The organism is Novosphingopyxis sp. YJ-S2-01, from assembly GCF_016093175.1.
GTDB classification, from domain to species: domain Bacteria; phylum Pseudomonadota; class Alphaproteobacteria; order Sphingomonadales; family Sphingomonadaceae; genus Novosphingopyxis; species Novosphingopyxis iocasae.
In genome coordinates this window covers 546,895-571,565 of record NZ_JAEDAI010000001.1, presented here as the reverse complement: position 1 = coordinate 571,565, position 24,671 = coordinate 546,895, and the positions used below count along the sequence as shown (strand labels likewise).

The window sequence follows — 24,671 nt, the reverse complement described above, 5'->3', positions numbered from 1 at the left end:
GTTGCTCATCAGAAATTCGCCCTGAAGCCGATGGTTGCGGTGCGCGGCGCGCCGGGCTGAACCCAAAGCTGGGAATAGCTGTTGGCGTACCAATTTTCGTCGAAAAGGTTTGCGACCGTCCCGAACAAGGTCACGTCTTCCAGTAGTTCGATCTCGCCGAACAGGCGGACCAGCGTGTGCGCCGGCAGGTAGAAGTCGGTGCCCGTCGCGCCCAGACGATCGCTGACATATTGCACGCCGCCGCCAAGTTTTGCCTCGCGCGTGCCAAGCTGGAAGGTCTTGGAGACTTGCGCGTTGAAGCTGTGATCGGGGATGTTGATCAGCGGGTCGCCCGGCGCGATTACGAAGGAGAAATTCGGGTCGAGCACGCTGGAACGGGATTCGGCATCGACATAAGCATAGCTCAGCAGCAGATCGACGCCGCCCGGCAGACGCCCGTTCATATCCAGCTCCACGCCGCGGCTGCGCGCTTCGCCGATCGCGACCGAGAATCCAGGATTGTTGATATCGCTGGCAAGGACATTGTCCTTGTCGAGCTGGTAGACGGTGAACGTGCCGGTCAACGCGCCGTTCAGCAGCACCAGCTTGGCGCCAGCCTCGATCGAACGGCTGGATTCGGGATCGAAGATGCGCCCCGTCACGTCGGTGCCGATATTGGCGCGAAACCCCTCGCTATAGGCGGCATAGAGCGTAACCGGATCCGCCACCTCATAAACCACGCCGAATTGCGGGCTGACGCGGTTGTCCTTGCGCTCGCTGTTGATGCCGGTGATGTAGTTTTCGGTCCGCAGCGTGAAGTCGTCATAGCGCGCGCCCAGCCTTATCTGCAGACGATCGGTCAGTTCGATCTGATCCTGAACGAAGACGCCGGTCGATGTCTGGCGATCCAGACGATCATTGTTGGGCAGGGGCGTCGGCGGGACGAAGCGGCCATAGACCGGATCGAAGATGTCGATGACGTAGGATGCCGCGTCGCTTGGATTGGTCGACAATGCAGGGGGACGGCGGCGGCCGAATTGCTGATAATTGTCGAACACGTCGTGATCCGCACCGATCAGGATGCGGTGGCTGACGGGACCGGTCTCGAACTGGCCGCTCAATTCACCGCGAATAACCTTCTGTTCGGAATCGTACAGGCGTGAGCGTCGTTCGCGGGCGAGCGAGCGTCCATCGCGAAACAGTTTCTGACGCGATCCGCTAAGGTCCGGATCGGAAGACAAACCGGTCAGCAGCGTATCGCGGATGCTGCCGCCGAGCAGCAGGCTCCACGACCCATTGAAATCATGCTGGATCCGCAGCGAGTGCCCTTCGGCGCGCGCGATATGGTCCTCATCGCCCGGTTCGCCCAGATAACGGTTGCGCGGAACGGTTTCGAAATCGCCGTTCAGCACCACGATCCCCCGGTCGAACGGCACTTCGACGCGGGTCTTTTCGAGATCATAGGTGATCCGGGTGTCAGGCCCGATCGCAAGACCGACCGACGGCAGGAAACCCCAACGATATTCCTCCACCGTGTCCCGGAAGGTGTCGCCGCCTTCGATATAGCCGATCAGGCGTACGCTCAGTCCCGGCGTCACGGCCAGGTTCAGATCTGCTTCGGACCGCAACCGGTCGAAACTGCCGAACTGCACGCCGAACGTACCGAATGTGTCGCCGATCCGCGCCTGCTTGGTGACCAGATTAACCGTGCCGCCCGGCTCGCCGCGCCCGAGAAGGGCGGCGGCGGGGCCTTTCAGCACCTCGATCCGCTCGATCCCCGCCGTATCGCGTTCACCGCCAAAGCCGCGGCCGCCGTTGAAGCCGTTGACGAGATACCCCGTCGGGATGTTCTCATCGCCGGCAAAGCCCCGGATGGCGAAGGAATCCCACAGGCCGCCGAGGGTATTCTGGCGCGCAACCGACGCATTCAGGTCCAGCGCATCGTTGAGACGGACGATATTGTTCTCCACCAGCGTCTCGGTATCGATGACGTCGATGGACTGGGGAATTTCCCGCAACGCGAAATTGCCGCGATAGGCCTGGCGCACGCCGTTGACGACGATCTGGGCGCCGTCCTCTTCCGCAATGTCATTGGATTCGGCAGCGCGTTCATTTCCGTCCTGCTGGGCGGCCGCCGGCGTCGGCGCGAAGAACAGTCCTAGCGAGCAAAGGGCGGAGGTGGCGAAGAAACGGGTGGTCATTCAGCTAACTCGAAGGCAGTGGGAGCGGGCGATGAGATAATGTCTCGTGTTCCCCGAGCCCTTAATTGCTGAGACTCGCCAGTCAATGATATATCATCACAAATTGATGCTGGCTTGCTTCATGGGCTGCCGTGACGACTGAATCGCATCAGGCTTCTGCAGCGCCACGTCATTGGCGTGTGATGATGCGACGTATCCATCTCTATCTGGGCTTGTTCCTGGGTGGACTGGTGTTCCTGTCCGCCCTGACCGGCGCGGCGCTGGTCTTCTATATCGAGATTGATGAGGCCCTAGTGCCGGGGCTGCGGGACGTTCCGTCCGACGCGCGGCCCGCGTCCTGGCAAAGCGTGTACACGGCCTTGCAGCGCAACCATCCGGAACGAACCGGCGCTTGGCGGATCGAAGTTCGGGAACAGGGCGGCCCTATCCCGGTGCGCTATCATGACCCTGTGGAAACGCGCGGCGAGCTGTTCGCGCCGTTGATGCTGTGGCTGGACCCGCGCGATAGCTCGACCATCCGCAGCGGGTTCTGGGGCCAGTATCCCGCGACCTGGCTGTACAAACTTCACTGGCAATTGCTGGCCGGAACAACCGGCACCATCATCATGGGCATCGCCGGCACCGCGATGTTGGTGCTGCTCGTCAGCGGTCTTGTCGCCTGGTGGCCGCGGCGCGGCCATATCCGCAACGCCTTTCGCTTCAAACGAAGCGCTGCGCCGGTCCGCCGCCTGTACGATCTGCACAAGCTGACTGCGATCAGTATCCTGATTCTGTTGTTCGTTGTCTTGCCGACGGGCGTGATGCTGGAGTTGCCGCAATATGCGCGTCCCTTGCTGGAACGCGCCTCACCGCTCTTCGCGTCGCCAGCAATTCATCTGGAACCCAGAGGCAGAGCGGCCCTGCCTCTGGACCCTCTCGTGATGAAGGCCAAGGCACGCTTTCCCGACGGGAAGCTTGCCTGGATCGAGACATCGGCCGATGCCACCGCGCCGGTTCGCATCAGCCTTGCGCGCCCGGGCGAACCGAGCAGGCGGTTTCCACGCACCACCGTCTGGCTCGATCCTTATTCCGGCCAGATCCTCGCCATCCGTGATGGGCTGAGCGAAAGTTCGGGCGACAAGGTTCTGAACTGGCTGCACCCTCTCCACGCAGGCGAAGTCCTGGGCCTTTTTGGTCGTCTGCTGGTGTTACTGACGGGAGTCGGCACCATATTTCTGGTAGTCACCGGCACCTGGCGTTTCCTGCTGCGTCGTCGGCGGCCAATTCATCTTAAACGTCGCCAGCGATCTGAGGGCGGTCAGGAAGGCGGCTAGCCGAGCATGGGGAAACGCGGGACGGATACCGCTTTACCGGCGCTGGCAGCAAGCGTTCGCCCGAACATCGCCATCATGCGCGCCGGCGGGCGCGGACCCACGGCCGGGTCGCCGCATCCGCGCGATCAAAGTTCGCCTTCGCTTCCGCGTAACCTTGCAGTAGGCCGATCTCGTCGATCCCGCCCAGGAGCATGCGCTTCGACAGGGGGTCGATTTCGAACTGGGCGACTTGCCCGTCCAGCTCAATTCGCTGTTCGGGCAGCCTGACAATGATCCGCGAAAGGGCATCCGCCGAGGCCATGATCTGCTCGACCTCCCGGCTGCCGAGTGCGACGGCGAGCACGCCGTTCTTCAGGCAGTTCGAATAGAAGATATCGCCGAAGCTGGGTGCGATGACGCAGCGAAAGCCCATGCCCCTGATCGCCTGCGCCGCCGTTTCGCGGCTGCTGCCACAGCCGAAATTGCGCCCGGCGACCAGGATCTGCGCATTCTGCCGATCGGGGTCGGCGAAGGGATCGTCGGCGCGCTTGGTACCGTCATCGGCGAAACGCAGCGGTTCGAACGCATAGTCGACGATCGCCTGCGGCCCTTCCAGCACGCGGCCGATCGGCGTGATGACGTCGGTGTCGACATTCTCGAGCCGGAGAACCACCGCCAGCGAATCCAGAACCGGTGGGTATGCTTCGTTCATGCCAGCTCTCCCGGTGTGCCGATGCGCCCCAATATCGCGCTGGCCGCCGCGACGGCAGGGCCGGTTACATGCGTGCGGGCGCCCGGCCCCTGCCGCCCGACGAAATTGCGGTTCGAGGTGGAGACGCAGCGCTCTCCTCTGGCGACCTGATCGCCGTTCATCGCGAGGCACATCGAACAGCCCGGCTCGCGCCACTCGAAGCCCGCCTCGCGAAATACGGCATCGAGGCCGCGCTCCTGAGCAGCGCGACTTACGGACCGCGATCCCGGCACGACCCACGCCTCGACCCCGTCTGCGACACGCCGCCCGGCGACGACCTGCGCTGCCCGCTCGAGATCGGACAGCCTTCCATTCGCGCAGGAACCGATGAAGACGCGGTCGATGGGGGTCGATGCGATTTTGCTGCCTGCTTCCAGTTCCATATAGTCCAGCGCCTGGCGGTGGGCCTTGGCGCCCGCTGCATCGCTTGGCTCCTCGGGAATTGCTCCGGTGACGGGCGCAACCTGATCGAGCGATACGCCCCAGGTGATGTGCGGCACGACCTCGTTTGCATCGAGATGCAGTTCCGCATCGAAGCGAGCGTCGGGATCCGAAGGCAGCGTGCGCCAGTGCGAAAGCGCGGTATCCCATGCATCGCCTTGCGGCGCGAACGGGCGGCCGCGCAGATAATCGAAAGTGGTCTCGTCGGGCGCGATCAACCCGAAGCGAGCGCCGAATTCGACCGCCAGATTGCACAGCGTCATCCGAGCCTCCATGCCGAGCGCCCGCACCGCCGACCCGGCGAACTCGATCACATGCCCCGCCCCGCCTTCCGCGCTCCAGCGGCCGATGATCGTGAGGATCAGATCCTTCGCATCGACATCGTCGGCCAGCGTGCCCTCGATCGTCACACGCATCGATTTCGGTTTTTCGACGATCAGCATCTGCGTGGCGAGCACTTGCAGGATCTCGGTCGATCCGATCCCCCAGGCCAGCGCGCCGAACGCGCCTTGCGTGCAGGTGTGGCTGTCGCCGCAGACGATCGAGAGGCCCGGCAGCGTCAGCCCCTGTTCCGGGCCGATCACATGGACGATGCCCTGTTCTTCGGAGTGGAGATCGAACAGCGTGACGCCCATGTCCGCGCACAGGCGGCGCAGCGGTTGCAGCGTCTTGCGGCTCGCCTCGCTGCTGTCGTCCCCGCGTCCGGGCATGGTTCCCACCCCATGATCGGGAACGGCGAAGGTCTGTCCGGGCGCGGCGACGACCATGCCGCGCTTTTTCAAGGCATTGAGCGCGCCCGGGCCGCTGAGATCATGGAGAAGATGCAGGTCGATCGCGATCAGATCGCGTGCGCCTTCGAGTTCTTCGACCCGGTGGAGCGCCCATAATTTTTCGAACAGGCTCTGGTCCATCGTCATATCTGCATATGCTCCAATATGGCGTCGCAGACCTGCGCGGTCGAGGCGATGCCGCCGACATCGGGCGTCAGGACGCGGCCGTCTGCGTGCAGGCGGTCGATCGCGTCGCGCAGGGCGGAGGCGATCGGCGCACGGTCGCAATAGTCGAGCAGCATCGCAGCGGACAGCAGCGTGGCGACCGGGTTCACGATGCCTTTGCCCGCAATATCGGGAGCCGTGCCGTGCGCGGATTCGAAATAGGCGTAATCCCCGCCGTAACAGCCGCTTGCCGCAAGGCCGAGGCCGCCGGTCAGTCCCGCCGCAGCGTCGGACAGGATGTCGCCGTAGAGATTGGGCAATAACAGCACGTCGAAGCGCTGCGGATCGCGCACGATCCGGTGGGCGCAATCGTCCACGATCAGAACGTCGAAATCGATATCGGCAAAGTCGTTCGCGACCTCTCTGGCGCATTCGATGAACAGGCCATCGGTGCGCGGCTGCATGTTGTATTTCGCACTCGCCGTCACCCGCCCCGCGCCGCCTGTGGCCTTGCGCTGGCGCGCAAGCTCGAAGGCGAAGCGGGCGACGCGCAGCGAACCTTCGCGCGTGATCGCCTTTACGGAGAAAGCCCCCTCGCCCATCGCTTCCGGGCCGATCCCGGCGGTCCGGCTCCTGAGCTTCAGCGGGGCGAGCTGCGCGAGATCGCCTTCGATCAGGACATAGGCGTCCTCGAGATTCTCCCGCACGATCGCGAGATCGATGCCTTCGGGCTTTGCCAGCGGGCTCGGCATGCCGGCGCTCCACCGCGTGGGGCGGACATTGGCAAAGGTCTGCTTGCCCCAGCGCAGATAGAACAGCGCGGCAGCGTTGGGCCCCCCGGTGGCGCCGAACAGCGTTGCCCGGCTGCTGTCGATCGCCGCTTTCGCTTCGGCAGCCAGCTGCGGCCGGCCGTCCTCTCCGATTGCGGACGTGTTTTCGCACACATGCCAGTCGAGACCGGTATCGAGTGCCTTCATCAGGCCAAGAACGTGCATAACCGCTTCGGCAGCGGCATCTTCGCCCGGGATCACGCAGATCCGATCGCGCGTCATGCCGGAGGGTGTCACTCGGCTTTACCAGCGCCGGAATTACCGACGCGTTTGCGAATCCAGTCGGCGACCGTGTCAGGCTGCGTCACCGGTATCATATGCCCCCCATCGATCACCGTAAGATCGGCACCGGGGACGGCGGACACGAAGGCTTGCCCTTGCGCTTCCGGGTCGAGCACCGGATCGTCGCGGCCGAACAGGACCGATACCGGCATCGCGAGCGCGGGATAGCGGGATACCATGCCGGGCAAATCTGTCGGCGCGGCGTTGAGGTCGGCGCTCGCCGCCTGGAAATTACCCGGGCGGGCCAGCAAGGCCCCGCCGCCCCGCGTCGCGAAATCGCCGGGCAGCGGTTCAGGGGCGAACGCTGCCTGCGCCCCCTTCTCACCGCGCATCATCATCATCGGGGCTGCCAGGGTCCAGGCCACGGCAAAGCGCGCTGCGGGCGAGGCAATGGCCAACCCGTCGAACGCTGGCGAAACATCGGTCAAGGGGTGGGTGAGCGGCGATACGAGAGCGAGGCCGCCGACCGCGTCCGGCCGATCGAGCGCGAGGGCGAGCGCGACGGCGCCGCCCAGCGAGTGGCCGACCACCAGTGGCCGGTCGAGACCCAGCGCCTGCAGAGCATCGCCAATATGCGCCGCCTGGCTGCGGATCGTGGCGCTGTCGATCGGGTCGGAATAGCCAGACCCCGGCCGGTCGATCAGGATCACCCGGTGGTCGCTCGCCAATTTATCGAGCAACGCGTAGGAGAAATTACGCATCTGTCCGGCAAGGCCATGGATCATCACGACCACAGGGCCGGACCCTTCGTCCCGGTAATGCACGCGCTTGCCGTTTACGCGGACGAACTGGCCATCGGCAGGCACCGCCGCTTCCGCCCGCGAACGGGCCAAGGCGGCAAAACCGGCAAGAGCGGCACCCCCCACAAGCCCGGCCAGCAGAGCGCCGCCGCCGATCCGCTTCGCTGAGGTCAACGCCGTTCCCCTATTCTCGGTTGATTCGTCATGCATGCTTTGACTCCGTGTGAGCAGCGCGGTGCCGACCGCCGCGGTCCCGACGGCTGCGGCCAAAGCCATCGGCTTGCGCTTCGACTTGGGCGCAACCGCGTCGTCCAGCGCCTGCCCTGCTTCGATGAAACGCATCGTGCCGTCGGCGACGGGCGACAGCTTGTGCGATGCGAGATCGAGCGCATAATTCTGGTGCAGTTTCCACGGTGCTTCCGATCCCTGCTTCGGCAGCACATTCGCCGCACGCTGGACATAGCCCGAACTGAAATCAAGCATCGGCTCTGGCTCGATCCCCGAATGGGCGCGGCGCGGCAGGCAGGCCACCTTGTCGTGCGCGTCGAGATAATTGATCAACCGGCAAGCATGGCGCGCTGACAGGTCGCATTTCAGCGTCCAGCTGGCATTCGTGTATCCGAATGCGAGTGCCATATTCGGCACGCCTTCCAGCATCATGCCCTTATAGACCAGCCGGTCCGCGGGATCGACGCGATCGCCGTCCACGTACAGGTCGACGCCGCCCACCATGGTGAGCGTGAGCCCGGTGGCAGTGACGATGATATCGGCGGGCAGCTCCTTGCCCGAAGACAGGGCGATTCCCTCGGGCGTGAACCGCTCGATCGTATCGGTGACGACGTCCGCATTGCCGCTGCGGATGGTGTCGAACAGATCGGCATCGGGCACTAGGCAGATGCGCTGGTCCCAGGGATTGTAGGACGGCTCGAAATCGCGTTCGACGGGATAGCCTTCGGGAAGCTGTGCACGCACGCCATCGAGGATAGCGGCCTTGACCTTGGCGGGCTTGCGCCGGGCATAGCCATAGGTCGCGATGCCGAGCCCGACGCTCTTCCACTTGGTAATGCCGTCGGCGAGCGGTTTCGGCAGATGTTCATGCGTCCAGCGGGAGACGGCATCTTCCGATGGGCGCGCGACGATATAGGTCGGCGAGCGCTGCAGCATGGTGACCTTTTCTGCGGTCTGCGCCATCGCGGGCACCAGCGTCACCGCCGTCGCGCCGCTGCCGATCACGATCACGCGCTTGCCCGCAAAATCCAGATTGTCCGGCCATTGCTGCGGGTGGACGATCTGCCCCCGGAAAGTCTCCGCGCCTTCGAAATGCGGCGTATGGCCGCCCGCATAATCATAATAGCCGCTGCCCATGTAGAGGAACGAGCAGGCGACATGGCGCTTCTCGCCATTCTCCTCGATCTCCAGCGTCCACTCGGCATCTTGGGTGGACCAGCGCGCCGCCACCACCTTGCAACCGAAGCGAATATGCCGGTCGATCCCGAATTTCTGGGCAGTGTCGACAATGTAATCGCGGATCGCCTCGCCATCGGCGATGGCCTGATCGCTCGGCCAGGGGTGGAAGGGGAAACCCAGCGTGTACATGTCCGAATCCGATCGGATGCCCGGATAACGGAACAGGTCCCACGTCCCGCCGATCGCATCGCGCGCCTCAAGGATCGCATAGCTCTTGTTCGGGCATTCGGTGGATACGCGGTAGCCAGCATCGATACCGGAAAGACCCGCGCCAACGATCAGGACATCGAACCGCTCCAGGCTAACGGAGGCAGAAGGGGTTTGGCGTGTTTCGGTAGCACTGGTCATTTTCGGGTTCCATCGGCAAGAGGAGGCGAGATCGATTCCCATCTGGAAATGGACGTTATCACTTGGCGAAAGCGACGACAAGCGGAACCGGACAAGGCCGGACTTATGGCGGGCAGTCGTCGGGCGAACGACAGGCGGAGCGGCAGGAGCGGCTTATCAGGGCGGCCGTCGATACCTATGGCGAACAGGGTTTTCGCCACACGACGGTGGCGGACGTATGCCGGACGGCCGGCCTGACCCCGCGTTATTTCTACGAATCTTTCGCGAACAGCGAGGCGCTTTTGATCGCCGCATATGAAGCCGTCACCCGGATCGCCCTGGAGACCGTGCAGGCCGCGGCGTCCGAACTGGACGAAGCGGAACCCGAAACGCGTCTGGAGGCCATGCTCAACGCATATTACGCTTTGTTACGCGACAAACCCGCAGCCGCTCGCGTGTTCGTGACGGAGATGTCGGGAATCAGCGCCGCCGTCGATATGGCATTCGAACAGGGCCTCGCGAAATTCGCCCGATTGCTTGCGCAAACCCTCGATCCCGAATGGCGCGATACAGAGGCGCGCTCCCTTCGCGAAACAGGCACCATGCACGGACTTCTGGCGATTGCGAGAAGCTGGATCGCCCGTGGATGCAAAGAACCCATTACTGATCTGGTGGCAATCGCGATGCCGTTTTGCCGGCTCCTGATAGCCGAAGACGCCCGATAGGCTGTTCCTGCAGCCCGAAGGACTCCGCTCCCCATCCTAATTCGGTTGTGGCGCGCGCTGAAGCGGCATAGGCAAGTTTGTGGGTGCGGTCTTCGATCCTGAAGCGCGCATGGGGCAGCGGAAGGAACAGCGAGGTGGCAGCACCGCTCAGTCCCGCCGGAGTATGGCAGGCGCTGCGCTGGCCGACCAAATCCGATGCCATCTTCTCCGCCAAGGCGCTGATCGCGACCACGCTGGCGCTGTTCATCGGCTTCAGCCAGAACCTCGCCAATCCCTATTGGTCCGCGCTCACCGTCTATATCGTGATGCTGCAGCCGCAGTCGGGTGCGATCCGGACCAAGGCGATCTACCGTGTGGTGGGCACCGTGTTGGGCGGCGCCGCGGTGCTGGCGGCGGTGGCGCTATTCGCCGATCATGAAGCGATGCTGGTATTCGTCGCGATCATGATCGTGCTGGCCTCCGTCTACGGCCGGATGATCGACCGGACGCCGCGCGCCTATACCTGGTTCACCATCGGGCTGACCGCCGGCTTCATCGCGTTCAACAATCTGATGCAGCCAAACCAGATTTTCGATCTCACCGCGGCGCGGGTGGCGGAGATCACGCTCGCCGTGCTCGCCGTTGCGGCAGTCGACAGCGTGATTTCGCCCACCCGCATCATGCCGCAGTTCGAAAGCGATATGGAGGACTGGCGCCAGAAGGCGCGGGGCTGGGTGACCGACATTCTGAACCGCGTCGATGGCGGTTCGGACCCTGGGCAAGAGCGGGTCCACGTGCGGGAGCGGCTGCGGGGTCTCGTGGGTGCGGTGCAGAACCTCGATCAGCTCGCCATCCAGCTGCCCTATGACATCGTGGACCGGCCGCCGCGCCGCCGCGACGTCAACATTCTGCGCCGCACGATCATGTATCTGATCTCGGACATGGCCTCGCTGGAGGACTGGACCGTGGAATTGCGCGAGGGCGGGGGCCCCGATCCGGCGCTGGCGGTCACCATCGGCGCGGTGGCGCGCTGGTTGAACGAGGAGGATGAGCGGACGCAGGCGGACTGCCTGGCCATGATCGATCGGACGGCGGAGCGCTTCGTGCAGCGCACCGACTGGAACGGGCTGGTCCAGACCGGCTATTGCGACCGCCTTGCCCAGTTCGTGCGGCATTGGGGCGATTTTCGAAAACTCATCGCGGTGATCCGGCAGGACGAGGCGCTTCCCCGGCATTTGCTGGAGGATGCAAAGGCCGCCCGGCCCGTGCGCGCCTATGATTATCTGCTCACGCTGCGCGACATCGCGCCGATGGCGCTCGCCTTGTTCGGGGTCGCGGGCCTCTGGTACTGGACGGCCTTTGCGAGCGGGGGCGGCGCGCTGCTGTTCGCCTTCCTGTCCTGCGTGTTCATTCTGGGCAAACCGCAGCAGATGCGCTCGATCATCGGCCTCGTAATGTGGTTTTCCTGCGCATTTGCGCTCGTCTTCGCCTATAATTTCGCTGTGCTTCCCACGGTGAGCAGTTTCGTGCCGCTGATGGCGGTGCTGGCGCTCGCCCTCTTCCCGCTCGGCATGGTCTATTCGATGACGATTGCGGGCCTGCTCATCTGCGTGCTGGGGTTCGCCTTTCTCGGCCTGCAGAACGCCTATTCGGCGGATTTCGAGCGCTCGCTGCTCAGTCTGGGCGCGGCCGGGGCGGGCGTATCCTTCGCCGCCGCCTCGCTGCATCTCCTCAGCTACAACCGGTCGCGCTTCCTGGCGCGGCGGCAGGTCCGGGCGATCTGGACCGACATCGCCGATCTCGCCGTCGCGCGCCGCGTGCCGGACCGCAACCGCTTCCTGCTGCTAACGATCGATCGCCTGGCGCTGGCGCTGCCGGAGATCGACATGCTGGAAGACGGCGAGCCGCTGAAGCATGTCGATGCGATCGACGATCTGCGCGTGGGGCTGAACCTTCTGACGCTGCGCGATCAGGAGCAGGCGTTCGCGCCCGATTTCGCGGACCGTTTCGGGCGGCTGCGTCAAAGTATCGCCGAGGAATTCCGCCACCTCAGGATTGGCGACCGGCTGGCTCGCGAACCGCTGGAGCTGTCCCGGCAGCTGGTTCGCGACGTGGTGCACTCGCACGGCACGAAGGAGCCCGAGAGGCTGCGCGCGCTGGTGGGGCTCAGCATCGCGCTGGCGCCCAGCGTTACACCCTTCGCCGAAGAGGGCGGCGCATGACGACCCAATGGCTCATCGGCGATACGGTCAGCATTTCCACCATCGTTCCGGCGGTTCTGGGCGGATTGCTGCTTGCGGGCTTTCTTTCCTGGCTGCTCGCACGGCTGCGGCTTTACCGCTTCATCTGGAACCGCCCGCTCTTCGAACTGGCGCTTTTCCTGATCCTGACGGGCGCCATCGTTGCGCTATTTCCTAACCCCGTTGCTTCGGGCTAAGGCGCGGTTCGGATGACCCGCCTGGTTCCCCATATCGGCCGCATTTTGCTGACTCTGCTGATGGTGGCGCTCGCCATCGCGGCGGTCGTCTGGATCTGGCGCTATTACGAGACCGATCCCTGGACGCGCGATGGCAAGGTGCGCGTCGATGTGGTGGAGGTGAGCGCCGATGTGTCTGGCATCGTGACGGACGTGCTGGTGCGCGACAACCAGCCGGTGAAAGCCGGGGACCCGCTGTTCGTAATCGACCGCGCCCGCTTCAAGACCAAACTGGCGCAGGTGGACGCGGGAATCGAGAATGCGCGCGCCTCGCTTGCCAATGCGCGGCGCGATTCGGCGCGTTATCAGTCGCTCGGCGATCTGGTGTCCGCCGAAGTGCGCGATCAGCGCGCGACTGCGGTGCAACTGGCGCGCGCGGACCTGCGGCAGAAGATCGCCGACCGGGAGATGGCCGCGCTGGATCTGGACCGCGCGACCGTGCGTGCGCGGGTCAACGGGCTCGTCACCAATCTCGGCCTCAGGCCGGGGGATTATGTGCAGACCGGCAAACCGGTGTTCGCTCTGGTGGATACCGACAGCTACTATGTGGTGGGCTATTTCGAGGAAACGAAGCTCGATGAGTTCCGGATCGGGGACAAGGCGCGCGTCACGCTGCTGGGCAATGACGATCGCGCGATCCTGGGCCATGTCGACAGCATCAGCGGCGGGATCGACGACCGCGAGAGCCAGCCTTCGAACAACGAACTGCCGAATATCCAGCCCACCTTCAGCTGGATTCGCCTGGCCCAGCGCGTCCCGGTGCGCATCGTGATCGACAAGATCCCGCGCGATATGCGCCTGATCGCGGGGCGCACGGCTTCGGTCACCATCGTGCCGACCGCCGCGCCGCGCCGCACGGTGGGCCGTCCCGTGACGCCCGCCCGCCCCAAAACGACGCTGCGCCAAGGCCAGCCGCCATTGGCTGACTGAGCGCGGCGATGAAGAAGATTCTCTCCGCGATGGTGGCCGCTTCGGCGCTGCTCTCGCTGGCCGCGTGCAAGACGGCGGGGCCGGACTATCGCACGCCGCCGGTGCTGACCGGCGAGGCTCCGGCACCCGAGCTGTCCGACAACGGACCGGCCTTCACCCAGCAGCCGCTGCCCGACCATTGGTGGCAGCTCTATCGCGATCCGGCGCTGGATGCGCTTGTCGAAAAAGCACTGGTCCACAACACCGATCTGCGTTCGGCGGCGGCGAACCTGGCCCGTGCGCTGGCACTGCTGGGGGCGGCGGATGCGCGGCGGCTTCCGGAGACATCGCTCAGCGTCAACCCGACCTATGGCCAGCAGTCCGCCGATGCGGTGGGCGCTCCGCAAGCGCTCGATCCGGGGCCGGTTTATAAAGCAGGCGAGATGATCTCCTACGATTTCGACCTGTTCGGGCGGCTGAAGCGCGGGGTGGAGGCGCAGGATGCCAATGCGGGGGCAGCGCTGGCGGCGCTCGATCTTGCCCGCGTCAATGTCGCTGCGCAGACGACGCTCGCTTATGTCGACAGCTGCTCGGCCAACCTCCGCATCGCGGTGCAGAAGGAGGCGATCGGCCGGGCGCAGCAGAATCTGGACGTGACGCAGCGGCGCTTCGCTGCGGGGATTACGGGCCGCAACGATGTGGTGCGCGCGCGCACGCTGCTGCGCCAGACGGAGGCGTCGCTGCCGCCCCTGCTTACCGATCGGCGCAGCGCTCTGCTGCGGCTCGCAACGCTGACGGGCGATCTGCCGCAGAACGAGCCGAGCGCGGCGGCGGCCTGTACCGAGCCGCCAATCCTCGCCGATCCGATCCCCACCGGGGACGGACGCGCGCTGCTGCGCCGCCGCCCGGACGTGCGGGAGGCAGAGCGGCGGCTGGCCCAGTCTATCGCGCAGATCGGCGTTCAGGCGGCCGATCTCTATCCCTCGATCAGCCTTGGCGCATCGATCGGCACCACCGCGACCAAGATCGAGGATATCGTGCGCGATCGCGGCTTTCGCTGGAGCATCGGCCCGCTGCTCACCTGGACTTTCCCCAATCGCAGCGTCGCGCGCGCGCAGCTTGCCGCGGCAAATTCGCAGGCAGAAGCGCGGCTTGCCGATTTCGACGGTACCGTGCTGACCGCGCTGCGCGAGACGGAAACCAGCATAGCCCGCCTGGCGCAGGATCTGGACCGGGCGGAAGATCTTAGGCTGGCGGAGGAGGATGCCGCGCTGGCTGCGCGCGATGTCCGGCGGCTCTACAAGGGAGGCGTTGCGGGTTTCCTCGATGTGCTGGATGCCGAGCGCACGCTGATCCAGTCCAAGACCGAACTCGCCAGCGCGCGCGCGCAGGTCGCCACCGATCAGGTGCGCGTGTTCGAGGCGCTGGGCGGCGGATGGCGCGATGCGCCCGCGATCATCCGCAAACCCCTGACACCGGTGATCCGCGAGCCGTAATCGCACCAATATCAGGCCCGTCGCCAAACGGGTGAAATTGCGCTACGACCTCTTCATGGCCGAGCGACATCGGGACTATGTGGAGAGGGTCTTAAGCTCAACGACGCGCGCCGCGCAGTCGTTGGTTGCGGCCAGCTGGTGCCGGTCCGGGCTCAAACACGGCCTCGACGCCGGCGCCGCGCAAAAGCCGGAACTCGTTTCCCAAAGCGATCTGACGCAGCGGCAGCGGCGCCATGAACTCATGCTGGAAGTGGCCCGGCCGCTGCTCGACCAGCTTTTCCAGACCGTGGCGGCCACCGGATGCGCCGTGATGCTGTCCGACAATGACGGCGTGATCCTGGAGGCGCGGAGTCAGGAGGGGGACCGCGATATGTTCGATCAGGTGGGCCTCACCCCCGGCGGCATCTGGAGCGAGAGCCGCGAAGGGACGAACGGGATCGGCACCTGCCTGGTGGAAGGCCGCCCGGTGACCATCCACCGCGATCAGCATTTCGCCTGCCGCAATATCGGTATCAGCTGCATGGACGCGCCCGTTCGCGACGCAGGCGGGCGGCTGGTGGGCGCGCTCGATATTTCGAGTTGCCGGGACGACCACAGCCTGGCCACGGCGGCGCTGATTCAAAAGATCGTGCAGGATGCGGCGCGCCGGATCGAAAGCGGAGTCTTCCGCCGCTATTTCGCGGGCCACCGGATCATCGATGCGAACCTGCCCGGCGGCGATGCGGCCCTGTTGGCGGTGGACCGCGACGACTTGGTGATCGGTGCCACGCACGCCGCGCGTCGCCGTTTCAGCCTGTCCGACGACTGCCTGACCGCCTGCCGCAGCGCGTCCGATATTCTGGGCGGCGCCCCGGTGGACAGCTTCCGCGACTCGGACAGGGCGGTGCTGCGGCGCGCTTTGGCGGCGGCCGACGGCAACGCCACCCGCGCCGCCAAAGCGCTCGGTATCGGTCGTGCCACGCTCTATCGGCGCATGGAAAAGGCCGGCCTTTCGCGCGGCTGACGGGTCGACGGCCTGATCTGTCTCGATAGCGAGACAGATGTGGGCATGCGTCGGCCCGGCGCTCTGGCCAAGCACCCCATTTCGCGGAACCATCATGCTCATGACCGGGAGGGCCCGGCGAACATGAGAGGATGACGTGATGGACATGCAGACCAACCCCGCCGCTGCGATGACGGCGCCGTTCGCGGAACGCTACGATAACTTCATCGGCGGCAAATGGACCGCGCCGAAAGACGGGCGCTATTTCGACAATATCTCGTCGGTCACCGGCAAACCCGTCGGCCGGATCGCGCGCAGCCAGGCGGAGGATGTGGAAGCCGCGCTGGACGCCGCCCACGCAGCGAAGGACGCCTGGGGCCGCATGAGCGTGGGCGAGCGAGCGCTGATCCTGAACCGGATCGCGGACCGGATGGAGGAGAACCTCCAGAAGCTTGCCATCGCGGAGACCTGGGACAATGGCAAGCCGCTGCGCGAGACGATGGCCGCCGACATCCCGCTCGCGATCGACCATTTCCGCTATTTCGCCGGATGCATCCGCGCCCAAGAAGGCAGCATTTCGGAAATCGACCACGACACGGTCGCCTATCATTTCCACGAGCCGCTCGGCGTGGTCGGCCAGATCATCCCGTGGAACTTCCCCATCCTGATGGCGGTGTGGAAGCTTGCCCCTGCGCTGGCGGCGGGCAACTGCGTGGTGCTGAAACCGGCAGAACAGACCCCGGCCTCGATCATGGTGCTGATGGAGCTGATCGGCGATCTGTTGCCCGCAGGCGTGGTCAATGTGGTCAACGGCTTCGGCGTGGAGGCGGGCAAGCCGCTCGCCAGCAGCAGCCGGATCGCCAAGATCGCCTTCACCGGCGAGACGACGACCGGCCGCCTCATCATGCAATATGCCACCGAAAACCTGATCCCGGTAACGCTGGAGTTGGGCGGCAAGAGCCCGAACATCTTCTTCGAGGATGTGTGCCGGGAGGATGACGATTATCTCGACAAGGCAATCGAGGGCTTCGTGATGTTCGCGCTCAATCAGGGGGAGGTCTGCACCTGCCCCAGCCGCGCGCTGGTGCACGAGAACATCTACGACCGCTTCATGGAACGCGCGATCCAACGCGTCGAGGCGATCAAGGCGGGCAACCCGCTCGATATGGAGACGATGATCGGCGCGCAGGCCTCGTCCGAACAGCAGGAGAAGATCCTCTCCTATATCGACATCGGCAAGCAGGAAGGCGCCGAGCTGCTGACCGGCGGCGAGGCGGCGCGGTTCGAGGGCGACATCGCGGGCGGATACTATGTGAAACCCACCGTGTTCCGCGGCCACAACCGGATGCGGATTTTCCAGGAGGAGATCTTCGGTCCCGTCCTCTCCGTCACCACCTTCAAGGATCGGGACGAGGCGCTGAGCATCGCCAACGACACGCTCTATGGCCTGGGGGCCGGCGTGTGGAGCCGCGATGCCAACACCTGCTATCGCTTCGGCCGCGCGATCCAGGCGGGCCGCGTGTGGACCAATTGCTACCATGCCTATCCCGCCCATGCAGCCTTCGGCGGCTACAAGCAGTCCGGCATCGGGCGCGAAAACCATCGCATGATGCTCGACCACTACCAGCAGACCAAGAACATGCTGGTCAGCTACAGCCCGAAAAAGCTCGGCTTCTTCTGAGGCGCTGCACCGCCCGGCGATCGCATCTGACGTCGCCGGGTTCACCGCAACCGGTAGCGCCCGGAGGCCCGCCGCTTGGACTGGAGCGTCTTCCCGACGAAAGCGGACGGAAGCAGGTTCAACAAAGTCGATTTCGGCATTGGGTGGTTCGCGGACGGGGAGCTGAACGTCTCAGTCAATTGTCTCGATCGCCATCTGGTAAGCCGCGGTGAGCAGCCCGCCATCGTCTTCGAAGGGGATGAGCCGGGCGAGGGACGTACGCTCAGCTTTCGCGAACTGCATGCGAGGTCTGCCGCTTCGCCAATGCGCTGAAGGCGCAGGGCGTCGCGAAGGGAGACCGCGTCGTCCTCTACATGCCGATGATGCCCGAAGCGGAGGTCGCCATGCTCGCTTGCGAGCGGCTGGGCGTCACCGTGTTCTACACCGCGCCCACCGCGCCCACCACGATCCGCGCGCTGATGCGCGAGGGGGAGGAGCCGGTGAAGCGCCACGATCTGTCCCGCCTGCGGCTGCTCGGCACGGTGGGTGAGCCGATCAATCCGGAGGCCTGGAACTGGTATCACCGCGTGGTCGGCGGCGGGCGTTGCGACATCGTCGATAGCTGGTGGCAGACCGAAACCGGGGCGGCGCTGATCGCGCCCGTCCCCGGCGTGGCGGAGGCGAAGCCGGTCTCGGCGACGAAGCCGCTGCCGGGCGTGTTTTTGCAGCTGGTCGATACAGAAGGGCGGACGTTGGAGGGCGATCTGGTGCTCACACGGAGCTGGCCGGGGCAAATGCGCAAGGTGTACGGCGAAGTGGAAAGCGGGCTGGCGGCACATGAGCAGGTGGCGGAAGCGGCGGTGGTGGGCATGCCGCACGACATCAAGGGGCAGGACATCTACGCCTTCGTCACGCTCAATGCGGATCAGGAGGGCGACGAAACGCTGCGCGACGCGCTGTGCAGATGGGTGCGCAGCGAGATCGGCCCGATCGCCATGCCCGATGCGATCCAGTTCGCGCCCGGCCTGCCCAAGACGCGCAGCGGCAAGATCATGCGCTGCGTGCTGAGGAAGATCGCGGAAGGGCAGCCCGATCAGATCGGTGACGTCTCCACCCTAGCCGATCCGGCGGTGGTGGAGCAGTTGTGCGAAGGCATGGTCGGCAGCCGCTGACGCCGGCGATCCTTGGCGGCCGACCGGGCCATGTGCAGCGTGCGCTAGGATTTGATGGGAAGGCGCACTTCAAAAGTGCTGCCTTCACCAGGGAGGCTTTTGCGCAACCCGATAGTGCCGCCGTGAAGCTCCACAAGCTGTTTGACGAGGGCCAGGCCAATTCCCAGCCCATCGCCCACCGTGCCGAGACCGCTGTTTGACTGTTCGAACATATCGAAAATCCGCGCCTGTTTCTCGGGCGCGATGCCGATGCCATTGTCGGATATGATGATGACGGCGAAGCTGTCTTCGCGCGACACATCGACCCGGATTTCCCCGCCGCGGGTCGTGTAGCGCGCGGCATTGCCGACGATATTGCTGATGATCTGGATCAGACGGGCAGGGTCGGCTTCCAGCAGGATCGGCGCGTCGGGCACATCGACGATCAGCTGATGATTGCCCTCGGCGATGCCGAGCCGGTTGAGGTCCAGCGCGGTGGGTAACAGCTGCTGTAGCTCGACGGTCTGGCTTTGCAGCGAAATCTTGCCATGCTCGATCCGGTTGATATCGAGCAGATCGTCGACGAGGCGCGAGACGTGGAGCATGTTCTGGCGCATCGATTGCCGGACGCGGTCCGCGCTGCTGCCTTCGGACGCGCGCTCCAGAATGTTGAGACCGGAGGAAAGCACCGCCAGCGGATTGCGCAATTCGTGGGCGAGTACCGCCAGAAAACGGTTCTTCTGCTGGTCGGCATCCTGCAGGGCGGCAGTCAGCTCGGCAAGTTCGTCGCGCTGCGCGGTGATTTGACGGCGCTGCGCGTAAAGATCCAGGAACACGTTGGACTTGGAGCGCAGGATGTCCGCTTCGATCGGCTTCTGGATGAAATCGACCGCGCCTGCTTCATATCCCCGGAAGCGGCGCGAGGCGTCTGCCGTGCCGGCCGTCACGAAAATGATCGGGATGTGCCGCGATCGTTCATTGGCGCGCATGAATTCGGCGAGTTCGAAACCGTCCATACCCGGCATCTGCACATCCAGGAGGGCGAGCGCATAATCATTATCCAGCATCAGCTCGAGCGCTTCTTCACCGCTTCGGGCGGTGTGCAGAAGCAACCCGTCCCGCGCGAGCAGGGCTTGCAGCGCGATCAGGTTCTCCTCCAGATCGTCCACCAGCAGGAATTTGACGGGATCGGTCATCGTTCGACCATCGCCTCCAGTAATTGTTCGATTTCGTGCAGTTCCATTGCGCGGGCATCGGGACATGCGGCAAGCGCGGCCTCCGGCATGGTGGCAATTTCCGCGCTTGCCGGATCCTGAACGATGCAAAGAGAGCCTGCATCGGACATGGCCCTCATGCCGCGCGCGCCGTCATGATTTGCCCCTGTCAGCAGGATGCCCGTCAGCGCCGGGCCAAAGGCGTCGGCAGCGGTTTCGAACAATACATCGATCGCGGGGCGCGAGTGGTTGACGGTTTCATCGGAAGACAGCGCGAGCGTGCCATCGGCTTCCACCAGCAGATGATAATCGGGCGGCGCGAAATAGATCGTGCCCGCGGCCAGCGGTTCCTTGTCCTCCGCTTCCTTCACCGCCATCCGGCACTTGCGATCGAACAGCTCGACGAGCGCGTTGTCCCGGCGCGCCGGAATGTGGACGACGATCATCACCGGCACCGGAAAGTCCGGCGGCAGGTCCGGTAGCAGCTGCGAAAGCGCCTGAACCCCGCCGGCCGACGCGCCGATGACCACCGCACGCTTCTTCACAAGCTCTTCCTGCGATAAATCTTCTGCTCGCGCACGAAAGGGGCAAAGGCGGCGGCCTGGTTGGAAAAGCGGAGGCTTTCCTTCGATCCGATGCCGAGAAAGCCCCCGCGCGCAAGCGATTCGCCGAACAGGCCGACGGCGCGGTCCTGCAACGCCCGATCGAAATAGATCAGGACATTCCTGCACGATATCAGGTGCATTTCGCCAAAGGCCGCGTCGGTCACCAGGCTATGATCGGAGAAAACGGTCCGCTCGCGCAAGGATTTGTCGAAAATCGCCCGGTCATAATTGGCGGTATAATAGTCCGATAGCGAAGACCGGCCACCGGATAGTTGGTGATTTTCGGTGAACAGGCGAATGCGGTCCATAGGATAGATGCCTGCCTGAGCCGCTTTCAGCGCCGCCGGATTGATATCGGTAGCGTAGAAGATGGTCCGCTGCGCCAGCCCTTCCTCGGCGAACAGAATGGCGAGCGAATAGAGCTCCTCGCCATTGCTGCAGCCAGCAACCCAGACTTTCAGCGACGGATAGGTGCGAAGATGCGGCACGACCTGTTCGCGCAAGGCCCGGAAATAACCGGGATCGCGGAACATCTCGCTGACCTGAACCGTCAGGAAATCGAGCAGCTGCGGCAGCATGGTTTCGTCGTGCAGGACGGCGGACTGGATCGCCGAGATACTGTCAAAGCCCCATTTGTCGCGCGCTTGCAGCAGGCGCCGCTTGATGGAGGCGCGGGCATAATGCCGGAAATCGTAGTGATAGTGGCGATAGAGCGCGTCCAGCAGAAGCTGGATCTCGATATCCTCGATATGCTCGCTCATCAGCGCGGCATCCAGACCCGCACCAAGGACAGCAATTTGTCCACATCAATCGGCTTGGCCATATAGTCATTGGCTCCCGCATCGATGCATTTCTGCTGATCATCGGGCATCGCCTTGGCCGTCAGCATCACGATCGGAAGCTTGCGCCATTGCGGATCGGCGCGGATGGCCCGCACGGCGGTAAGCCCGTCCATCACCGGCATCATCACGTCCATCAGCACCAGATCGATGGTCTTATCGGCATCGCCTGCCGCATCCTGCAGCGCATCGATCGCCTCCTGCCCGTTACGCGCAATCCGCGTCAGCGCGCCGCGCGGCTCCAGCACGCTGGTGAGCGAATAGACGTTGCGCACGTCATCCTCGACGATGAGGATGCGCTTGCCTTCCAGAACGGCATCGCGGTGGCGCGCCTTTTCGATCATCTGGCGCTGTTCCGGCGGCAGTTCCGATACCACCCGGTGCAGGAAGAGCGACACCTCGTCCAGCAGTCGTTCGGGCGACTTGGCGCCCTTGATGATGATGGAGCTGGAATAGCGCCGCAGCCTCTGCTCCTCCTGTGCCGACAGATCGCGCCCGGTGTAGACGATCACCGGCGGGGGCGCGGCTTCGCCTTCCTCGCTCAGCGTTTCCAGCAGCGAGAAGCCCGATGCGTCGGGAAGCGACAGATCAAGGACGATGCAGTCATAGGGCGCGCCGCGCAGCTCCTCCAAACAGTCGGCGGCGGTGCCGACGCCGACGGTCTCCACGTCCTGCGAGCGAAGAAGCGCGCCCACCGCCTCGCGCTGGACCTGATCGTCTTCCACGATCAGCACGCGGCGCATGCGCGATGCGAGTTTCTCCTGCAAACCGGCCAGCACCTCGGCCAGCTGCTCGCGCGGTGCGGGTTTTTCCAGAAAACCGATCGCGCCGAGCGCCAGCGCGGTCTGGCTCTGGTCCGATCCGGAGATGACGTGGACCGGGATATGCCGCGTTTCCTCGTCATGCTTCAGCCGGTCCAACACGGTGAGGCCGGACTGATCGGGCAGGCCAATGTCCAGAAGGATGGCGTTCGGCCGATACTCCTTTGCGTGGTTGATCGCGTCCTGCGCGGTTCCCGCCACGATGCACTGAAAACCCAGTTCGCGCGACAGATCGCACAGGATCGCGGCGAACGACGGATCATCCTCGATCACCAGCAGCAGGCGCTCGTCTTCGCTAAGCTTGTCGCGATCATCGGCCAGCGCGGCGGGGGCTGCACGGGCGGGCTTCGATGTCGGAGGCGGCGGGGGGACTGCCGGCAGTTCCGCCGCGGCGAGGGGCGGCTGGCGCGGGGCCACCTTGCCAGGATCATAGGCGGCGGGAATGGTCACAATGAAGGTGCTGCCCTTGCCCACTTCGCTTTCCAGCCGGATGGTGCCGCCTAGCAGACGGGTCAGCTCGCGCGAGATCGACAGACCAAGGCCGGTGCCGCCGAACTTGCGGCTGATCGTGCCGTCGGCCTGCTGGAACGCCTCGAAGATCGCCTCCCGCTGCGCCTGCGCGATACCGATGCCGGTGTCGGCGACCGTGAACAGGACATGGTTATCCTCCCCGGATGCGATCGAGAGCGAAACGCTGCCCTCCTCGGTAAATTTGAGGGCATTGGACAGCAGGTTTTTCAGCACCTGCTCCAGTCGCATCCGGTCGGTCTCCAAGGACCGCGGCGCGTCGGTGTCGACGGAGATGTCCAGCGTCAGCCCGCGCTGCTGCGCAATCGGTTCGAAGGTCTTGCGAAGATCGGCGGCGAGCCGCTCGGTCGCAACGGGTGCCGCCTCGATCTCGACATGACCCGCCTCGATCTTCGAGAGATCCAGAATATCGTTGATCAAAACCAGCAGATCGTTGCCCGAAGACTCGATCGTGCGCGCAAACTTGATCTGATCGGCCGAAAGATTGCCGTCGGCATTGTCGGCGAGCAGCTTGGAGAGGATCAGTAGGGAATTGAGCGGCGTGCGCAGCTCATGGCTCATATTGGCGAGGAAATCCGATTTATACTGGCTCGCCTGCTCCAGCTCGCGCGCTTTCAGCTGAAGCGTCGCGGCCGCGCGGCTCAGTTCGTCGCGCTGGGCCTCGAGCGTCTGTGCCTGCTCCTCCAGCTGCGTATTGGTCTGTTCCAGCTCTACCTGCTGCAGTTCCAGGCGCGCCTGCGATTCCTTCAGCGCGTTGCCCTGCTCTTCCAATTCCTCATTGGAGACGCGCAGTTCTTCGCTCTGCGCCTGCAATTCGCCGGCCTGCCGCTGCGTCTCTTCCAGGGCCTCCTGCAACTGCTCGCGGAAACGCGCCGAGCGCAGCGCGATGCCCACCGAGCCGGAGACGGTTTCGAGAAGATCAAGGACCCGCTCATCGACCTCGCCGAAAAAGCCCAGTTCGATCACGGCATTCACATGGCCGTCGGTAAAGGCCGGGGCGATCACCAAGTGACGCGGTGCGTCATTGCCCAGCGCCGAACCGATCTTGAGATAACCGGGCGGGATATCGGACAGCTTCACCGCGCGCGCGTCCGCCGCGACTTTGCCGAGCAAACCTTCGCCCTGGCCAAAGCTGCTGGGTACCGCGGTTTCGTCGGCCACACCCAGCATGGCGACGCGCCGGAATTTCCCGCCCTCGCCCTTGAACAGCGCACCCGCGCTCGCGCTGCTTCGCTCCGCCAGCACGGACAGCACCGCTGCCGCCAGTTCGCGCACCGTTTTCTCACCCCGCATCGCTTCGGACAGGGTCACCTGCGCGGTCTGTAGCCATTGCTGACGCTCACGGCTGCGGTTGGTGCGGATCAGCAGGATGAAGATCGCGATCGTCAGGGCAATACCGATCAGGCTGGTGCCGATGGCGCTTAGCAGGGCGGTACGGGTGGCTGTCTTAAGCTCGCTCACATGCTCTTCGCGCAGGCGCAGTTCTTCCTGCTCCATCTGCGCCAGCTGATCACGGATCGCGTCCATCGCGATTTTCCCGCCATTGGTTTCGGTCAGGTCGACAGCCGGCGCCAGCCCCTCATCGCGCCGCGTGCGGATTGCTCGCTCAGTAAAGCGGAACTTGTTCTCTATCCGTGACCGCAGCGTATCGACGTGGGCGCGCTGTGCGGCGCTATCCTGCGTAAGTTGCTCAAGTAGGAGGAGATTTCTACGTGCGTCGCCGACGCCCTCATGAAAAGGCTCCAGATAGGATTCATTGCCCGTCACCAGGAATCCGCGCTCGCCCGTTTCCGCATTCAACGCGGATATCAGCAGATCGTCGAGCGTGTTCAGCACGACATGGGTGTTCCGGATGCGCGCATCATATTCGCGCATGTCGAGCACGTTTGAATAGGCGGCGAGCGCGCTGAAGATGAAGAACGCAACCCCAACGAACAGGCCCGCCAGCGCCCATCCGCTCGCGGAAACCCGAAATGTCCGCGCGTCTGTTTTCATGTTCAAGGAATTCTGGACCTTCAGCAAATTCGAAACCGCTTTATCG

17 protein-coding genes and 2 pseudogenes are annotated in these 24,671 nt (G+C 64.4%); 10 read left to right on the top strand and 9 right to left on the bottom strand.

The genetic code is table 11. From position 1 onward, the window contains the following. Positions 1–8: 8 nt before the first annotated feature. Complete coding sequence (locus I6A82_RS02665; RefSeq protein WP_198093620.1) at positions 9–2,180, bottom strand: TonB-dependent siderophore receptor; 2,172 nt, start codon at positions 2,178–2,180, stop codon at positions 9–11. Between the two features lie 182 nt (positions 2,181–2,362). Between I6A82_RS02665 and I6A82_RS02660 the strand changes: the two genes are divergently transcribed. Beyond that, the gene (locus I6A82_RS02660; RefSeq protein WP_198093619.1) at positions 2,363–3,493 is read left to right on the top strand and encodes a PepSY-associated TM helix domain-containing protein; all 1,131 of its coding nucleotides are present in this window, start codon (positions 2,363–2,365) and stop codon (positions 3,491–3,493) included. Positions 3,494–3,566: 73 nt separating this feature from the next. On the opposite strand, the gene leuD is transcribed toward I6A82_RS02660, so the two are convergent. Genes leuD through I6A82_RS02640 form a run of 4 tightly spaced genes read right to left on the bottom strand, consistent with a single transcriptional unit; the run spans position 3,567 to position 9,266 of the window. Beyond that, positions 3,567–4,184: a 3-isopropylmalate dehydratase small subunit gene (gene leuD, locus I6A82_RS02655; RefSeq protein ID WP_198093618.1), complete on the bottom strand. Its 618-nt coding sequence runs from the start codon at positions 4,182–4,184 to the stop codon at positions 3,567–3,569. Next, positions 4,181–5,581 (bottom strand): 3-isopropylmalate dehydratase large subunit, encoded by a 1,401-nt coding sequence (leuC, locus tag I6A82_RS02650; protein WP_232343233.1) that lies wholly within the window; start codon positions 5,579–5,581, stop codon positions 4,181–4,183. The genes leuD and leuC overlap by 4 nt, the downstream gene beginning before the upstream one ends. Beyond that, entirely contained in the window at positions 5,578–6,651 is a 1,074-nt protein-coding gene (locus I6A82_RS02645; protein ID WP_198093617.1) for an isocitrate/isopropylmalate family dehydrogenase, read from the bottom strand. Before I6A82_RS02645 ends, leuC begins: the two co-directional genes overlap by 4 nt. A gap of 11 nt (positions 6,652–6,662) precedes the next feature. After that, positions 6,663–9,266, bottom strand: coding sequence for an alpha/beta fold hydrolase (locus I6A82_RS02640; protein ID WP_198093616.1), 2,604 nt, complete (start codon positions 9,264–9,266; stop codon positions 6,663–6,665). Between the two features lie 62 nt (positions 9,267–9,328). Here I6A82_RS02640 and I6A82_RS02635 point away from each other — a divergent pair, with 62 nt between their 5' ends. The 9 genes and pseudogenes from I6A82_RS02635 to I6A82_RS02600 form a co-directional block, all read left to right on the top strand. Next, entirely contained in the window at positions 9,329–9,970 is a 642-nt protein-coding gene (locus tag I6A82_RS02635; protein WP_198093615.1) for a TetR/AcrR family transcriptional regulator, read from the top strand. 134 nt (positions 9,971–10,104) lie between these two features. Continuing rightward, positions 10,105–12,171, top strand: coding sequence for an FUSC family protein (locus tag I6A82_RS02630; RefSeq protein ID WP_198093614.1), 2,067 nt, complete (start codon positions 10,105–10,107; stop codon positions 12,169–12,171). Next, complete coding sequence (locus tag I6A82_RS02625; protein ID WP_198093613.1) at positions 12,168–12,386, top strand: DUF1656 domain-containing protein; 219 nt, start codon at positions 12,168–12,170, stop codon at positions 12,384–12,386. Before I6A82_RS02630 ends, I6A82_RS02625 begins: the two co-directional genes overlap by 4 nt. Before the next feature lie 12 nt (positions 12,387–12,398). Beyond that, complete coding sequence (locus tag I6A82_RS02620) at positions 12,399–13,355, top strand: efflux RND transporter periplasmic adaptor subunit (protein ID WP_198093612.1); 957 nt, start codon at positions 12,399–12,401, stop codon at positions 13,353–13,355. Between the two features lie 8 nt (positions 13,356–13,363). Next, positions 13,364–14,830, top strand: a complete 1,467-nt coding sequence (locus I6A82_RS02615) for an efflux transporter outer membrane subunit (protein WP_198093611.1) — start codon at positions 13,364–13,366, stop codon at positions 14,828–14,830. Between the two features lie 37 nt (positions 14,831–14,867). After that, entirely contained in the window at positions 14,868–15,833 is a 966-nt protein-coding gene (locus I6A82_RS02610; protein WP_232343229.1) for a GAF domain-containing protein, read from the top strand. Positions 15,834–15,972: 139 nt separating this feature from the next. Next, entirely contained in the window at positions 15,973–17,493 is a 1,521-nt protein-coding gene (gene adh / locus I6A82_RS02605) for an aldehyde dehydrogenase (protein ID WP_198093610.1), read from the top strand. A 75-nt stretch (positions 17,494–17,568) separates the two neighbouring features. Continuing rightward, positions 17,569–17,625 (top strand): annotated as a pseudogene (locus I6A82_RS14715) (hypothetical protein); the annotation flags it as partial. A gap of 182 nt (positions 17,626–17,807) precedes the next feature. After that, positions 17,808–18,644: pseudogene (locus I6A82_RS02600) on the top strand (AMP-binding enzyme); the annotation flags it as partial. Between the two features lie 44 nt (positions 18,645–18,688). Here the strand turns inward: I6A82_RS02600 and I6A82_RS02595 are convergent. Genes I6A82_RS02595 through I6A82_RS02580 form a run of 4 tightly spaced genes read right to left on the bottom strand, consistent with a single transcriptional unit; the run spans position 18,689 to position 24,625 of the window. Further along, on the bottom strand, positions 18,689–19,819 hold the full coding sequence (locus I6A82_RS02595; protein ID WP_198093609.1) for a hybrid sensor histidine kinase/response regulator: 1,131 nt from the start codon (positions 19,817–19,819) through the stop codon (positions 18,689–18,691). Further along, complete coding sequence (locus I6A82_RS02590) at positions 19,816–20,382, bottom strand: chemotaxis protein CheB (protein WP_198093608.1); 567 nt, start codon at positions 20,380–20,382, stop codon at positions 19,816–19,818. Before I6A82_RS02590 ends, I6A82_RS02595 begins: the two co-directional genes overlap by 4 nt. Then, complete coding sequence (locus I6A82_RS02585; RefSeq protein ID WP_198093607.1) at positions 20,379–21,203, bottom strand: CheR family methyltransferase; 825 nt, start codon at positions 21,201–21,203, stop codon at positions 20,379–20,381. Before I6A82_RS02585 ends, I6A82_RS02590 begins: the two co-directional genes overlap by 4 nt. Continuing rightward, on the bottom strand, positions 21,203–24,625 hold the full coding sequence (locus I6A82_RS02580; RefSeq protein WP_198095459.1) for a response regulator: 3,423 nt from the start codon (positions 24,623–24,625) through the stop codon (positions 21,203–21,205). The genes I6A82_RS02585 and I6A82_RS02580 overlap by 1 nt, the downstream gene beginning before the upstream one ends. Between the last annotated feature and the right edge of the window lie 46 nt (positions 24,626–24,671).